The organism is Klebsiella sp. D-Nf1 (assembly GCF_002810515.1).
Classification (GTDB): Bacteria; Pseudomonadota; Gammaproteobacteria; order Enterobacterales; family Enterobacteriaceae; genus Klebsiella; species Klebsiella variicola.
Genome location: NZ_PIOK01000001.1, coordinates 36984 through 50850, shown reverse-complemented (window position 1 = coordinate 50850; position 13867 = coordinate 36984). Strand labels below are relative to the sequence as shown.

The 13867-nt window shown below is 59.1% G+C and carries 12 protein-coding genes and 1 pseudogene; 8 read left to right on the top strand and 5 right to left on the bottom strand.

What is annotated here, in order from left to right; all coding sequences use genetic code 11:
* The first annotated feature begins 193 nt into the window (after nucleotides 1–193).
* The 4 genes from yvcK (at nucleotide 194) to pmrB (ending at nucleotide 4633) form a co-directional block, all read left to right on the top strand.
* A complete protein-coding gene (gene yvcK / locus CWM54_RS00235; protein ID WP_061155269.1) occupies nucleotides 194–1099 on the top strand; it encodes a uridine diphosphate-N-acetylglucosamine-binding protein YvcK in 906 nt (301 codons plus the stop codon).
* Between the two features lie 103 nt (nucleotides 1100–1202).
* On the top strand, nucleotides 1203–2843 hold the full coding sequence (gene eptA, locus CWM54_RS00230) for a phosphoethanolamine transferase EptA (RefSeq protein ID WP_061155270.1): 1641 nt from the start codon (nucleotides 1203–1205) through the stop codon (nucleotides 2841–2843).
* Nucleotides 2843–3514, top strand: coding sequence for a two-component system response regulator PmrA (gene pmrA / locus CWM54_RS00225; protein ID WP_061155271.1), 672 nt, complete (start codon nucleotides 2843–2845; stop codon nucleotides 3512–3514). Before eptA ends, pmrA begins: the two co-directional genes overlap by 1 nt.
* A 3-nt stretch (nucleotides 3515–3517) precedes the next feature.
* Nucleotides 3518–4633 (top strand): two-component system sensor histidine kinase PmrB, encoded by a 1116-nt coding sequence (gene pmrB, locus CWM54_RS00220; protein ID WP_077274693.1) that lies wholly within the window; start codon nucleotides 3518–3520, stop codon nucleotides 4631–4633.
* A 216-nt stretch (nucleotides 4634–4849) separates the two neighbouring features.
* Here the strand turns inward: pmrB and uvrB are convergent, their stop codons facing one another.
* The gene (gene uvrB / locus CWM54_RS00210) at nucleotides 4850–6871 is read right to left on the bottom strand and encodes an excinuclease ABC subunit UvrB (RefSeq protein ID WP_061155272.1); all 2022 of its coding nucleotides are present in this window, start codon (nucleotides 6869–6871) and stop codon (nucleotides 4850–4852) included.
* 411 nt (nucleotides 6872–7282) lie between these two features.
* Here uvrB and CWM54_RS00205 point away from each other — a divergent pair.
* Both CWM54_RS00205 and CWM54_RS00200 read left to right on the top strand, forming a co-directional pair.
* A pseudogene (locus CWM54_RS00205) lies at nucleotides 7283–7492 on the top strand (hypothetical protein); the annotation flags it as partial.
* A gap of 89 nt (nucleotides 7493–7581) precedes the next feature.
* Nucleotides 7582–8304, top strand: coding sequence for an ABC transporter ATP-binding protein (locus CWM54_RS00200; RefSeq protein ID WP_100681496.1), 723 nt, complete (start codon nucleotides 7582–7584; stop codon nucleotides 8302–8304).
* On the opposite strand, the gene bioD is transcribed toward CWM54_RS00200, so the two are convergent.
* The 4 genes from bioD to bioB are packed head-to-tail and all read right to left on the bottom strand — an operon-like array spanning nucleotide 8246 to nucleotide 11894.
* Nucleotides 8246–8968 carry a dethiobiotin synthase gene (gene bioD / locus CWM54_RS00195; protein WP_061155274.1) on the bottom strand — a complete coding sequence of 241 codons (723 nt, stop codon included), beginning with the start codon at nucleotides 8966–8968 and terminating at the stop codon, nucleotides 8246–8248. The genes CWM54_RS00200 and bioD overlap by 59 nt on opposite strands.
* Nucleotides 8961–9716 carry a malonyl-ACP O-methyltransferase BioC gene (gene bioC / locus CWM54_RS00190; protein WP_100681495.1) on the bottom strand — a complete coding sequence of 252 codons (756 nt, stop codon included), beginning with the start codon at nucleotides 9714–9716 and terminating at the stop codon, nucleotides 8961–8963. Before bioC ends, bioD begins: the two co-directional genes overlap by 8 nt.
* Nucleotides 9700–10857, bottom strand: coding sequence for an 8-amino-7-oxononanoate synthase (gene bioF, locus CWM54_RS00185; protein WP_100695602.1), 1158 nt, complete (start codon nucleotides 10855–10857; stop codon nucleotides 9700–9702). The genes bioC and bioF overlap by 17 nt, the downstream gene beginning before the upstream one ends.
* Nucleotides 10854–11894 (bottom strand): biotin synthase BioB, encoded by a 1041-nt coding sequence (bioB, locus tag CWM54_RS00180; protein ID WP_061155277.1) that lies wholly within the window; start codon nucleotides 11892–11894, stop codon nucleotides 10854–10856. The genes bioF and bioB overlap by 4 nt, the downstream gene beginning before the upstream one ends.
* An 85-nt stretch (nucleotides 11895–11979) precedes the next feature.
* Here bioB and bioA point away from each other — a divergent pair, with 85 nt between their 5' ends.
* Nucleotides 11980–13269 (top strand): adenosylmethionine--8-amino-7-oxononanoate transaminase, encoded by a 1290-nt coding sequence (gene bioA / locus CWM54_RS00175; RefSeq protein WP_100681508.1) that lies wholly within the window; start codon nucleotides 11980–11982, stop codon nucleotides 13267–13269.
* A 70-nt stretch (nucleotides 13270–13339) separates the two neighbouring features.
* A complete protein-coding gene (locus CWM54_RS00170) occupies nucleotides 13340–13816 on the top strand; it encodes a kinase inhibitor (protein WP_008805732.1) in 477 nt (158 codons plus the stop codon).
* The last annotated feature ends 51 nt before the right edge of the window (nucleotides 13817–13867 follow it).

Here is a 13867-nt window from a genome sequence, read left to right as displayed (position 1 = left end):
TTACGGACGGTTTCGCCATTTGCGATTTCGTTATATAACATTGTATATATCGCTACCTTCGTGCATTTTCGTTACAGAATAGCCATAAATCATTTTTTTGCCTTGATGTCGGTCAGTTTGTCGGGCTCCTCCCATCGTCTTTTAGGGGTAGATCGGGTAGTGTGTGGCCGTTTATGTGAAATAAGGAATTTCTATGCGCAATCGTACATTCGCTGACCTCGATCGGGTGGTCGCGCTCGGCGGCGGGCATGGTCTGGGCCGGGTGATGTCCTCCCTCTCCTCGCTCGGCTCGCGGCTGACCGGCATTGTCACTACCACCGACAACGGGGGTTCCACCGGTCGGATCCGCCGCTCGGAAGGCGGCATTGCCTGGGGCGATATGCGCAACTGCATCAATCAGTTAATTGCCGAGCCGAGCGTGGCGTCGGCGATGTTTGAGTATCGTTTTAGCGGTAATGGCGAACTTTCCGGGCATAACCTCGGAAATTTGATGTTAAAGGCGCTGGACCACCTGAGCGTGCGGCCTTTAGAAGCCATCAATTTGATCAGAAACCTGCTCAAAGTAGACGCGTTTCTTATCCCGATGTCGGAACAACCGGTGGATTTGATGGCGCTCGATCATGAAGGCCATGAAGTTTACGGCGAAGTGAATATCGATCAGCTCGACAACCTACCGCAGGAGCTGATGCTTACCCCACCGGTACCCGCCACCCGCGAGGCGGTGGAAGCGATCGCCGAAGCCGATCTGATCCTCATCGGCCCGGGTAGCTTTTACACCAGCCTGCTGCCGATCCTGCTGCTCGACGAGATGGCTCAGGCGCTGCGCCGCACCCCGGCGCCGATGGTGTTTATCGATAACCTCGGCAAAGAGCACAGCCCGGCGGCGAGGCTGTCGCTGGCGGAGCGCATTGCGATTATGGAGCGCTATGTGGGTAAGCGGGTGGTGGATGCGGTGATCGCCGGCCCAAAAGCCGATATCCACGGCATCAACGACCGGCTGGTGATCCAGACGCCGCTGGAGGCCAGCGACGTGCCCTATCGCCATGACCGGGCGCTGCTTCGCGGCGCGCTGGAAAAGGCAATTCAGCTTCCTGGCTGACGCTGCGCGCCGGAGGGCCAACCTTCGGCGCACCTTAAAATCTTAAGGTTGTCTTAAAATAGGGCTGGCACTATACCCTTATCTCTTTCTGTGGGTAGGTATTATGTCGTTATTACCTTTACGTCGGCCAGTTCTCAGCCGCACGACTTATTTGATTCTCTTTGCTTGCTATATCGGTATCTTTCTCAACCTGGCTTTTTATCGCCAGGTTTTCCCGTTACTGCCGGTAAACAGCCTGCATAACTGGCTGGTATTCCTCAGTATGCCGATCGTGGCCATTAGCGTGATGAATATCATCACCACCCTCGCCTCGTTCCTGAAGCTCGATCGGGTGGTCATCAGCCTGTTTATTCTGCTCAGCGCGTCAGCACAGTACTTTATCTGGAACTTCGGCGTGGTGATTGACCGTTCGATGATCGCCAATATCTTCGATACCACCCCGGCGGAAAGCTTTGCTCTGCTGTCGACGAAAATGGTCATCGTGCTGGGGCTTTCCGGGCTGTTGATGGTTCTGGTCGCCTGGTGGATTAAAGTTCGTAAACCCGCCTCTTTCTGGCGCGGCGCGGCGATGCGCCTGCTCAATATCGCCGTTTCGGCGCTGCTGATTATTCTGGTGGCCGCACTGTTCTATAAAGATTACGCCTCGGTGTTCCGTAACAACAAAGAGCTGGTGAAATCCCTGAGTCCCTCCAACAGCATTGTGGCGCTGAACTCGTGGTATGCGCACAACCGCATGGACAACCTGCCGCTGGTGAAGATTGGCGAAGATGCCACACAGAAACCGGTGATGCATAACGGCCCCCGTAAGAACCTGACGATTGTGGTGCTGGGCGAAACCTCGCGCGCCGAGAATTTCTCGCTGGGCGGCTACGATCGGGAGACTAACCCACGCCTGCAACAGGACGATGTGGTGTACTTCCCGAAAACCACCTCCTGTGGCACGGCAACAGCGGTTTCCGTCCCCTGCATGTTCTCCAATATGCCGCGCGCGCATTACGATGAAGAACTGGCGCACCATCAGGAAGGCGTCCTGGATATTCTGCAGCGCGCCGGTGTTCAGGTGCTGTGGAACGACAATGACGGTGGCTGTAAGGGCGCCTGTGACCGGGTACCGCACCAAAACGTCACCGACCTGAATCTCAGCGGTCAGTGCATCGACGGCGAGTGCTACGATGACGTCCTGTTCCATAATCTGGACAGTTACATCGACAACCTGAAACAGGATGGCATTATCGTACTGCATACTATCGGCAGCCACGGTCCGACCTATTACAACCGCTATCCGGCTGAATTCAAAAAATTCACCCCGACCTGCGATACCAATGAAATCCAAAGTTGTACGCAACAACAGTTGACCAATACCTACGACAACACCATTTTGTATGTCGACTATGTCGTTGATAAGGCGATAAAACTACTGCAATCCAAACAGGATAAATTTACCACTAGCCTGGTTTATTTGTCCGACCACGGCGAATCGCTGGGTGAAGATGGCGTCTATTTGCATGGTCTGCCGTACTCCATCGCGCCGGATACGCAAAAACACGTCCCCATGCTGCTGTGGCTGTCGCCGGATTACCAGCAACGTTATGGTGTTTCCAGCCAGTGTTTGCAACAACAGGCTAAGACGAAGGATTATTCACAAGATAATCTGTTCTCCACCCTGCTCGGCCTGCTCGGCGTCAGCACCCACGAGTACCAGGCAGCAGATGATATTTTAACGCCATGTAGAGAGGCTGGTTGATGAAAATCTTAGTCATTGAAGACGATGCGCTGCTGTTACAGGGGTTGATTCTGGCGATGCAAAGTGAAGGATACGTATGCGATGGTGTCTCCACGGCGCACGAAGCGGCGCTATCGTTGGCCAGCAATCACTACAGCCTGATCGTACTCGACCTCGGCCTGCCGGATGAAGACGGTCTGCATTTTCTCACCCGTATGCGGCGGGAGAAGATGACCCAACCGGTGCTGATCCTCACTGCCCGCGATACGCTTGAGGATCGCATTAGCGGTCTCGATACCGGTGCGGATGACTATCTGGTGAAGCCCTTTGCCCTGGAAGAGCTGAATGCACGCATTCGCGCCCTGCTCCGCCGGCATAATAATCAGGGCGATAACGAAATCAGCGTCGGCGATCTGCGCCTCAATGTCACCCGCCGCCTGGTGTGGCTGGGTGAGACGGCGCTGGAATTGACGCCGAAAGAGTATGCCCTGCTGTCGCGGCTGATGATGAAAGCCGGTAGCCCGGTGCATCGTGAGATCCTCTACAACGACATCTACAGCTGGGACAATGAGCCGGCGACCAATACCCTTGAGGTGCATATTCATAACCTGCGCGATAAAATTGGCAAATCGCGGATCCGCACCGTCAGGGGTTTTGGCTATATGCTGGCTAACCACATCGACACGGAATAGACCATGGCTCTGTTTGCAACCGAATCCTGGACCATGCGCCACCGGCTGCTGCTGACCATCGGCACCATTCTGGTGGTCTGTCAGCTGATCAGCGTCTTCTGGCTATGGCATGAGAGTAAAGAGCAGATCCAGCTGCTGGTGGCCAGCGCCGTCGAAGGCCACAACAACCAGAAACATGTGGAGCATGAGGTACGGGAAGCGGTCGCCAGCCTGCTGGTGCCGAGCCTGCTGATTGTTGCTCTGGCGCTGTATATCAGCGTGCTGGCGGTGCGCAAGATCACCCGCCCGCTCTCACGACTGCAAAGCGAGCTTGAGAGCCGCACGCCGGACAACCTCACCCCTATCGTGCTCAGCGAATCGGTTCCCGAGGTTACGGCGGTGACCACCGCCCTGAATCAGCTGGTTTCCCGCCTCAATCTGACCCTCGACCGTGAGCGGCTGTTTACCGCCGACGTGGCGCATGAGCTACGTACCCCGCTGGCCGGCCTGCGCCTGCACCTCGAACTGCTGGCGAAAGTGCACGGCGTGGGCGTCGACCCGCTGATCCAACGCCTCGACCAGATGACCAACAGCATTTCCCAGCTGCTGCAGCTGGCGCGCGTCGGACAGTCTTTTTCCGCCGGTAGCTATCAGCAGGTGCTGTTGTTGGATGACGTAGTGAAACCGTTGCAGGAAGAGCTGGAAACCATGCTGGCGCAGCGTCAGCAGCGACTGCTGCTGACGGATATCGAAAGCGAAGCCATTGTCTCTGGCGACGCAACGTTAATCCGTGTGATCCTGCGCAACCTGGTGGAAAATGCTCACCGCTACAGTCCGGAAGGGTCAACTATCCGCATCTCGGTGAAAGCGGGCTTGATGCCGGTGATGGCGGTGGAAGATGAAGGTCCGGGAATTGATGAGGCGAAAAGCGGCGAACTCAGTAAAGCGTTTGTGCGCATGGACAGTCGCTACGGCGGCATAGGCCTCGGACTGAGCATCGTCACGCGCATTGCTCAGCTGCATGACGCCCAGTTCTTCCTGCACAACCGCCAGCCGGGGCCCGGCGTCCGCGCGTGGGTGTTATTCCCGCGGCGGCGCGTCAGAACGTCAGTACCCACTGATGGAAAAAGGCAACAATAATGACCAGGGCGGTGGCAACCGCCAGATATTCACGGAAGTTAATTTTTTGCATGGGCGCTATCCTCATCATGTTGAGGATAGTGTCGCCTGGTGAGATTAAGCAAACATTAAGAAGGCCGCAATGCGGCCTTTTTCTTCTCTGGCATTTGACTGGCGGGCGGCGAGACGCGGAAAACAGACCTTTCATCCGAATGTCCGGGAGTACGCCCCTGCCCATCAGGAGGCCGCGATAAACAGCTCACGCAGTTGATGCAACTGGTCGCGAATTTGCGCCGCCTCTTCGAACTCGAGGTTCTGCGCGTGCTGCATCATCTGCCCTTCCAGCTCGTGAATTTTCTGCTGCAGCGCTTTTGGCGTCATATCCACCCCGCTGAGTCCCGCAGGTTCGGCGGCCTTCGATTTGCCGCGCCCTTTGGCTTTGGTCTTCGCCAGGCTCTGGCCCAGCTGCAGGATGTCCACCACTTTCTTGTTGAGCCCCTGCGGCACGATGCCATGCTCTTCGTTATAGCGCTGCTGTTTCTCCCGTCGACGCTCGGTCTCGCCAATGGCTTTGGCCATAGAGGGAGTGATTCTATCGCCGTACAGGATGGCCTTACCGTTGATGTTACGCGCCGCGCGGCCGATGGTCTGGATAAGCGAGCGTTCGGAGCGCAGGAAACCCTCTTTGTCGGCATCCAGGATCGCCACCAGCGACACCTCCGGCATATCCAGCCCCTCACGCAGCAGGTTGATCCCTACCAGCACGTCAAACTCGCCAAGGCGTAAGTCGCGGATAATCTCCATGCGTTCGACGGTGTCGATATCCGAGTGCAGATAGCGCACCCGCTCGCCGTGCTCCTCAAGGTACTCGGTTAAATCCTCCGCCATCCGCTTGGTGAGGGTGGTCACCAGCACGCGCTCGTTGATGGCCGTGCGCAGACGGATCTCCGACAGCAGGTCGTCGACCTGAGTGGCCACCGGTCGCACTTCGATGATCGGGTCAAGCAGACCGGTCGGCCGCACCACCTGATCCACCACATCGCCGCCGGATTTATCCAGCTCATAGGCTCCCGGGGTCGCCGACACGTAGATAGTTTGTGGTGCCAGCGCTTCGAATTCTTCAAACTTCATCGGTCGGTTATCCAGCGCCGACGGCAGGCGGAAGCCATATTCCACCAGCGTCTCTTTGCGCGCCCGGTCGCCCCGGTACATGCCGCCGATCTGCGGCACCGTGACGTGGGATTCGTCAATGACCAGCAGACCGTCTGCCGGCAGATAGTCAAACAGGGTGGGCGGCGGCTCGCCGGGCCCGCGACCGGAGAGGAAGCGCGAGTAGTTTTCAATGCCCGAGCAGTAGCCCAGCTCGTTCATCATTTCGAGGTCGAACTGGGTGCGCTGGGTTAAACGCTGCTCTTCCAGTAGCTTGTTGTTAGCCAGCAGTACTTTGCGACGATCCGCCAGTTCCAGCTTAATCTCTTCCATCGCCTGGACGATGCGTTCCCGCGGCGTCACGTAGTGGGTCTTGGGATAAATGGTGAAGCGCGGCACCGCGGATTCCACATGGCCGGTCAGGGGATCAAACAGCGACAAGCGCTCGACCTCTTCATCAAACAGCTCAATGCGCAGCGCGATATCGTCGGATTCCGCCGGGAAGACGTCGATCACCTCGCCGCGAACGCGGAAGGTCCCGCGCTGGAAAGCCTGATCGTTGCGGGTGTATTGCAGCTCGGCCAGACGGCGCAGGATAGCGCGCTGGTCAATCAGCATCCCGACCGTCAGGTGCAGCATCATCTTCAGGTACAGGTCCGGGTCGCCGAGGCCGTAGATAGCCGAGACTGACGCCACCACCACCACGTCGCGCCGCTCGAGCAGCGCTTTGGTCGCCGACAGGCGCATCTGCTCGATATGTTCGTTCACCGAGGCGTCCTTCTCAATGAAGGTATCTGAGCTGGGAACGTAGGCTTCCGGCTGGTAGTAATCGTAGTAGGAGACGAAATACTCGACGGCATTCTCCGGGAAAAACTCTTTCATCTCGCCGTAGAGCTGGGCCGCCAGCGTTTTGTTTGGCGCCAGCACCATCGTCGGCCGCTGCAGATCGGCAATCACGTTGGCGATGGTAAAGGTTTTACCGGAGCCGGTAACCCCCAGAAGCGTTTGATGCGCAAGCCCATCCTCCAGCCCCTCTTCCAGGCGGCGGATGGCTTCCGGTTGGTCTCCGGAGGGGCGAAAGGCAGAATGCAGAACAAACGATTTACTCATTGATCAAAACCTGAAGATGGATTTAGCGGCCGGTGTTTAATTCTACCCTCCGGGCCATTTTTTGCCAACAAATTATACTGGATATTTAAACAGTGCATCACTATGATTGCGTCAGTAAACGGCTTATTTTGCCGCCATGGTGCGCACAAAGCGCGCGCCGGGTGGGATAATCCTCCGGCCGGTAGGGTTATCCCCAAAAAATTTCACCTTTTAACATTTGTCAAGCAGACGGGTGAAAGTTTTATGGCAGTAGATGACGCTTTTCTTACACCCATTGATTTTATCTAACAAGCTGATATTTAATGACTTTAAAGAAAAGACGCCTTTCGCGCCAATTCAGCCGCAGGCCGCGTACGCTCTAGCTTACCGCAGGTTTTCTAACTCTAATACACAAGGTTATCCACAGGAATAGTGGATAACTGTCTGCAGCCCATGACCACCGCCGCCCGGCGCAAATCGACTTTTGCCGTCAACCGTGCGGCGAAAAATTTTTATCGAACTATTTTTGATAACTATCCGTTTAAAGCCGCTCGATTTTTGCTGCTTTTTGCACCACCCTTTAGCGTCGGGCACCGGAAAAGTGCAGCGCCCGCGCTGACTGTGCCCGATGGTGTCGGCGTTTCGCGTTTTTTTCCGAGCGTTCTTTTTCCTGGCAAGAGTTTTGCAGCATCTTTCTGTCGCCCTGACGCCAGGATAAGGAGAAAACGTCCATGTTGAATTTACAGGCAGTAAATCATTTTTACGGTAACCAGCACTCGCTGTGGAATGTCGATCTTGAACTACGCCCGGGAGAGTGCATTGGCGTACTGGGACGCGAGGGAATGGGAAAAACCACCCTGGTCAACTGCATTGCCGGCCATCTGCCGGTGGCCAGCGGTCGGATGACCTGGCATGACATTGGCGCCCCGCCGTGCGATCTCACCCCCCTGTCAGCTCAGTCGCGCAGCGCTATCGGCATCGGCTACGTGCCGCAGGATAAACGCATCTTTTCCCAGCTCAGCGTGGAAGAGAATCTGCATATTGCCCTGGCGGCCGGGAAACCCGGGGTCAGCGCCAGCGGCGGTGAAATTTATGAGCACTTTCCCGAACTCTATGCGCTACGGCAGCGCAAAGGCGCCTCGCTGAGCGCCGACGATCAGTACCAGCTGGCGCTGGCCAGGGCGCTGATCGTCCGGCCACGACTGCTGATCCTCGACGAACCCTCGCGCGGCACAGGGCCGCGCTGCCTGCAAAAGCTGGCGGAGCTGCTGCTGCGGTTAAATCGCGATATCGGCCTGACGGTGCTGCTCGCCGAGCAGCACTTGCCCTTTATCCGCCGGGTGGCGGATCGGTTCTGTGTATTACACCGAGGGCGTAATGTCGCCGAGGGCGATATTATGGCGCTGGATGAACCGCTGCTGGCGCAGTGGATGACGCCAGATCCAGCGCGCTGAGATCCAGATACTGGCCGAGATCGTCGCGCTGCGCGATATCGGCAAGCCACGGTATTTCGCCGAGGAATGGCGCGGCCAGCCGGTTTTTCAGCGTCGCCAGATACTCATTATGGCGCTTGCCCGGCGGCTGCACGTCATTGGCGATCCATCCCGCCAGCGGCAGCCCTGCCTGGCGTACCGCTTGGGCGGTGAGCATGGCATGGTTGATGCAGCCGAGCTTGACGCCCACCACCAAAATCACTGGCAGTTGCTCCTGCTGCGCCCAGTCGGCGAAGGTCAGCGTATCCGAGAGCGGCGTAAACCACCCTCCGGCCCCTTCAACCAGCACCCAGTCGGCGAGACTTTCTAACTCGCGCAGCCCACCGGAAAGCGTCGCCGCGGCGATCGGCCGGCCTTCATCGGCGCTGATGATGTGCGGTGAGGTCGGCTCGGCGAAGGTATAGGGGTTCACCTGGTCGTAGCGCAGCGCAACCCGGCTATGGCGCTGCAGGGCCAGCGCGTCTTCATTACGCAGCCCAGCAGCGGTATGCTCGCTGCCGGAAGCCACCGGTTTATAGCCAGCGGTGTTAAAACCCAGCTGATTCGCCGCCTGCAGCAGCGCGCTGCTGGCAACCGTTTTTCCGACTTCAGTATCGGTTCCGGTGACAAAAAAACGTTTAGTCACGTTCAATGACTCCTGTAAAAAGATAATACGTCAGCGGGCAGACGCCCTGCTGTTGCGGCCAGGCCAGCTGCAGTTCGCGCAGTTTGCCGCGGCCAAGCGGGGCGGATGCCCTCCCCTGGTGCAAATGGGTAGCGCCGATGCCTTTCAGCGAGCGCATAGCGCTCAGCGCATCGGCGAACGGCAGGCGAATCTGATGAACGACGCCTTCGGCGCGCAGCCCGCTCATCGCCGCCCTTACCGCCGGTTCGCTGAGAAAACGGTTGGCATGTGGACGGTCGTCGATCGCCCGCCACGCCTGGTTAAGCTCCGGCAGCGAGTCGGCCAGCAGCGTGGTAAACGCCACCCGCCCGCCGGGCCGCACCACCCGGCACAGCTCGCCGATCGCCGCGCGCAGATCGTCGCACCACTGCACCGCCAGGTTGCTCCATGCCAGATCGACGCAGCCATCCGGCAGCGGCAGCGCTTCGATATCGCCCTGCAGATAATGCTGTGCGGCGTTGCGGCGCTGCGCCTCCGCCAGCATCCCGGCGGAGAGATCCAGCGCGGTCACCACGCTGCCCGCCTCACGCCAGTAGCGGCTCATGCTGCCGGGGCCGCAGCCGGCATCCAGCACCTGAGCAAAATCGCGGCGCGCCAGCTGGCGCAGCAGCAGATCGGCGCTGCGCCGTTGCAGTTCATCATGTTGCGTATAGCCGCTGGCCGCCCGGCCAAACGCCGCGGCCACCGCCTGCTTATTCACCGTGGCCATGCAGCGCCTCCAGTAAACGGTTAATGTCCTCAGCCTGATGGGCGGCGGTCAGGGTCAGGCGCAAACGAGCGCTGCCGACCGGCACCGTCGGTGGACGGATCGCCGTTGCCCAGCAGCCGGCCTCGCGCAGACGGCAGGCCAGGCTCAGCGCCCGGGCGTTATCCCCGACGATCAGCGGCTGGATCGCGCTGACGGAATCGGTCAACCCCAGCGACACATCGCCCATCCCTGCGCGGAACTGACGGATGCGGGCGGCCAGGCTTTCACGCCTCTGCTGCCCCTCATCGCTGCGAATGATCCGCAGGGCAGCGCTCAGCGCCACCGCCTGGGCGGGCGGCATCGCGGTGCTGTAGATCAGATGACGGGCAAACTGCAGCAGATAATCGGCCATCGCTTCGCTGCACAGTACCGCCGCGCCGCTGACGCCGAACGCCTTGCCAAAGGTCACCACCAGCAGATCCGGGCGTACGTTCTGCGCCGCGCAGCTCCCGCGACCTTCATCGCCGACGACCCCAACCCCGTGGGCATCATCCACCAGCAATGACGCCCCGGCGGTCTGCGCTGCGGCGTGAATGGCCGTCAGCGGCGCGCTGTCGCCGTCCATACTGAAAATGCCTTCAGTCACCACTAACTGCAGGCCGTCCAGCGGTTTCGCCAGCAGTTGCGCGAGCTGTTGCGGATCGTTGTGGGCAAAACGGCGCAACTGCGCCGGACTCAGGCTCGCCGCCTCCAGCAGGGAGGCGTGGCTCAGGCGGTCGGCGACAATCCGATCCTCTTTTTCCGCCAGCGCGGCAACCAGCGCCTGATTGGCGGCAAAGCCGGAGATAAACAGTAGCGCGCGCGGATAGCCCAGCCAGTCGGCGAGATCCTCCTCCAGCGCGCGATGGGCTTCGCTATAGCCGCTCACGTGGCCCGAGCCACCGGAGCCGACGCCATAACGTTCCGCCCCCTGCTGCCAGGCGGCGATAATGCCGGCATGCTGGCTCAGGCCCAGGTAATCATTGCTGGAGAAGTTGAGCCAGCGCTCCCCTTCGCGCTCCAGCCAGCGTCCGGCGCCGTGGCTTACCGGCAGGCGACGGCGAAACGCATCCGCCTGCCGCCGCTCGTCCAGCGCCCGCTCGATTCGTTGCTGCCAGGTCATAGCGCCGCCGCGTTGTAGTATTCCTCAGTGTCCGGGGTGAGTAAGGCCTGTTCCAGGCGCTGCTGCTGCTCATTGTCGCCTTCCAGTACCGCCGTCTGCTGCGGGTTGATCCCCAGCTTGCGGAACAGCTGCAGGTCTTTGTCCTCTTCCGGGTTCGGCGTGGTGAGCAGCTTGCAGCCGTAGAAAATCGAGTTCGCCCCGGCCATAAAGCACATCGCCTGGGTCTGCTCGTTCATCTGTTCGCGGCCAGCGGAGAGACGCACGTAAGAGGTGGGCATCATAATGCGTGCAATGGCGATGGTGCGGATGAAATCGAAAGCGTCGACATCGTCGTTATCCGCCAGCGGCGTGCCTTTGACCTTCACCAGCATGTTGATCGGCACACTCTCCGGCGGCGTCGGCAGATTAGCCAGCTGCAGCAGCAGCCCGGCGCGATCGTTTACGGTCTCTCCCAGCCCGACGATGCCGCCGGAGCACACTTTGATCCCGGCATCGCGCACCTTATCCAGCGTATCCAGACGCTCCTGATAGGTACGGGTGGTGATGATGTTGCCGTAAAATTCCGGCGAGGTGTCGAGGTTGTGGTTGTAGTAATCAAGACCTGCGCCGGCCAGACGCTGCGCCTGGCTGTCGGTGAGCGTACCGAGCGTCATGCACGACTCCAGTCCCAGCGCCTTCACGCCTTTCACCATCTGCTCCAGATAGGGCATATCGCGGTCATTGGGGTTCTTCCACGCCGCACCCATGCAGAAGCGGGTCGAGCCGGCGTTTTTCGCCTGGCGTGCCGACTCCAGCACCTGCTCCACTTCCATCAGGCGCTCAGTTTCGAGGCCGGTTTTATAGCGCGCGCTCTGCGGACAATATTTACAATCCTCCGGGCAGGCGCCGGTCTTGATCGACAGCAGGGTACTGACCTGCACCTGGCGCGGGTCAAAATGTTGACGATGGATTTGCTGCGCTTCAAATAACAGATCGATGAGTGGTTTATTAAATAACTCAGTTACTTGCGACATTGTCCAGCGTGCACGGTGAGCCATTGGTCTCTCCAAAGGGTTTTGTTAATTTACGGTTCGGTTTATACTTGTAAACCTAAATGTTTTCAAAATGGTTTACAAGTCGATTATGACACTGGACGATCTCGCCTTCGATCGGCGCCACATCTGGCACCCCTACACCTCTATGACTTCCCCCCTGCCGGTCTATCCGGTGGTTTCCGCCCACGGTTGCGAGCTGTCCCTCGCCGGCGGCGAACAGCTGGTTGACGGTATGTCCTCCTGGTGGGCGGCGATCCACGGCTACAATCACCCGCGCCTCAATGCGGCGATGAAAGCGCAGATCGACAAAATGGCGCACGTGATGTTTGGCGGGATCACCCATCCGTCGGCAGTGGCGCTATGCCGCCAGCTGGTGGCGATGACCCCGGAGTCGCTGGAGTGCATTTTCCTCGCCGATTCCGGTTCGGTGGCGGTAGAGGTGGCGATGAAAATGGCGCTGCAGTACTGGCAGGCCAAAGGCCAGCCGCGCCGTCGTTTTCTGACCTTCCGCAACGGCTATCACGGCGATACCTTTGGCGCGATGTCGGTCTGCGATCCGCAAAATTCAATGCACAGCCTGTGGCAGGGCTACCTGCCGGATAACCTGTTCGCCCCCGCGCCGCAAAGCCGCTTTGACGGCGAGTGGGATGAGCTGGATATGGTGCCGTTTGCCCGCCTGATGGCCGCGCATCGTCACGACATCGCCGCGGTGATCCTCGAACCCATCGTCCAGGGCGCGGGCGGCATGCGGATGTATCATCCGGAGTGGCTGAAGCGGGTGCGTAAAATGTGCGACCGGGAAGGGATTTTGCTGATCGCCGATGAGATTGCTACCGGCTTTGGCCGCACCGGCAAACTGTTCGCCTGCGAGCATGCCGGTATCTCCGCCGATATTCTTTGTCTGGGTAAGGCGCTGACCGGCGGTACCATGACCCTTTCCGCCGCCATCACCACCCGAACGGTAGCTGAAACCATCAGCAATGGCGAAGCCGGCTGCTTTATGCACGGCCCCACCTTTATGGGTAATCCGCTGGCCTGCGCGGTGGCAAGCGAAAGCCTGCGCCTGCTGGAGAGCGGCGAATGGCAACAGCAGGTAGCGGCGATTGAAGCCCAGCTGAAGGCCGAGCTGGCTCCGGCACGAGAGTCAGAATGGGTCGCCGACGTGCGCGTACTCGGCGCGATTGGCGTGGTTGAAACCCGTCATCCGGTGAACATGGCCGCTCTGCAGCGCTTTTTCGTTGAGCAAGGGGTATGGATCCGCCCGTTTGGCCGCCTGATTTATCTGATGCCCCCGTACATCATCACGCCCAAACAGCTGACCCGCCTGACCCGTGCGGTCAACCTGGCCGTGCAGGACGAAACATTTTTTAGCGAATAAACAGCGGATTTGCGCCGCCGGGAAGGCTACACTTCTTTGTTAATCTGCACATTATCAATGAGGATGAAGCATGAAACTGATCAGTCACGATCTCCAGGACGGCGGCAAGCTGCCTAATCGTCACGTCTTCAACGGCATGGGCTATGATGGCGACAATATTTCGCCGCACCTGATGTGGGATGATGTGCCCGCGGGCACCAAAAGCTTTGTCGTCACCTGCTACGACCCGGATGCGCCGACCGGCTCCGGCTGGTGGCACTGGGTGGTAGCCAACCTGCCCGCCGATACTCGGGTGTTACCGCAGGGTGCCGGCTCCGGTCAGGCGGAGCTACCGGAAGAGGCCGTTCAGACCCGCACCGATTTTGGTAAGGCAGGCTATGGCGGCGCGGCGCCGCCGAAGGGCGAAACCCACCGCTACATTTTTACCGTCCACGCGCTGGATATCGATAAGATTGATGTCGATGCCGAGGCCAGCGGCGCGATGGTCGGCTTTAACGTCCATTTCCATTCGCTCGCCAGCGCTTCCATCACCGCCCTGTTCAGTTAATTATCCCCCCGGATAGCGGCTTACGCCTTATCCGGGCTACTCGCTACAGTC

Excerpts from the sequence above, each read along its gene's own strand:
- yvcK (WP_061155269.1), top strand. The coding sequence starts at position 194 with ATGCGCAATCGTACATTCGCTGACCTCGATCGGGTGGTCGCGCTCGGC.
- eptA (WP_061155270.1), top strand. The coding sequence starts at position 1,203 with ATGTCGTTATTACCTTTACGTCGGCCAGTTCTCAGCCGCACGACTTAT.
- pmrA (WP_061155271.1), top strand. The coding sequence starts at position 2,843 with ATGAAAATCTTAGTCATTGAAGACGATGCGCTGCTGTTACAGGGGTTG.
- pmrB (WP_077274693.1), top strand. The coding sequence starts at position 3,518 with ATGGCTCTGTTTGCAACCGAATCCTGGACCATGCGCCACCGGCTGCTG.
- uvrB (WP_061155272.1), bottom strand. The coding sequence starts at position 6,871 with ATGAGTAAATCGTTTGTTCTGCATTCTGCCTTTCGCCCCTCCGGAGAC.
- CWM54_RS00200 (WP_100681496.1), top strand. The coding sequence starts at position 7,582 with ATGTTGAATTTACAGGCAGTAAATCATTTTTACGGTAACCAGCACTCG.
- bioC (WP_100681495.1), bottom strand. The coding sequence starts at position 9,716 with ATGGCCACGGTGAATAAGCAGGCGGTGGCCGCGGCGTTTGGCCGGGCG.
- bioF (WP_100695602.1), bottom strand. The coding sequence starts at position 10,857 with ATGACCTGGCAGCAACGAATCGAGCGGGCGCTGGACGAGCGGCGGCAG.
- bioB (WP_061155277.1), bottom strand. The coding sequence starts at position 11,894 with ATGGCTCACCGTGCACGCTGGACAATGTCGCAAGTAACTGAGTTATTT.
- bioA (WP_100681508.1), top strand. The coding sequence starts at position 11,980 with ATGACACTGGACGATCTCGCCTTCGATCGGCGCCACATCTGGCACCCC.
- CWM54_RS00170 (WP_008805732.1), top strand. The coding sequence starts at position 13,340 with ATGAAACTGATCAGTCACGATCTCCAGGACGGCGGCAAGCTGCCTAAT.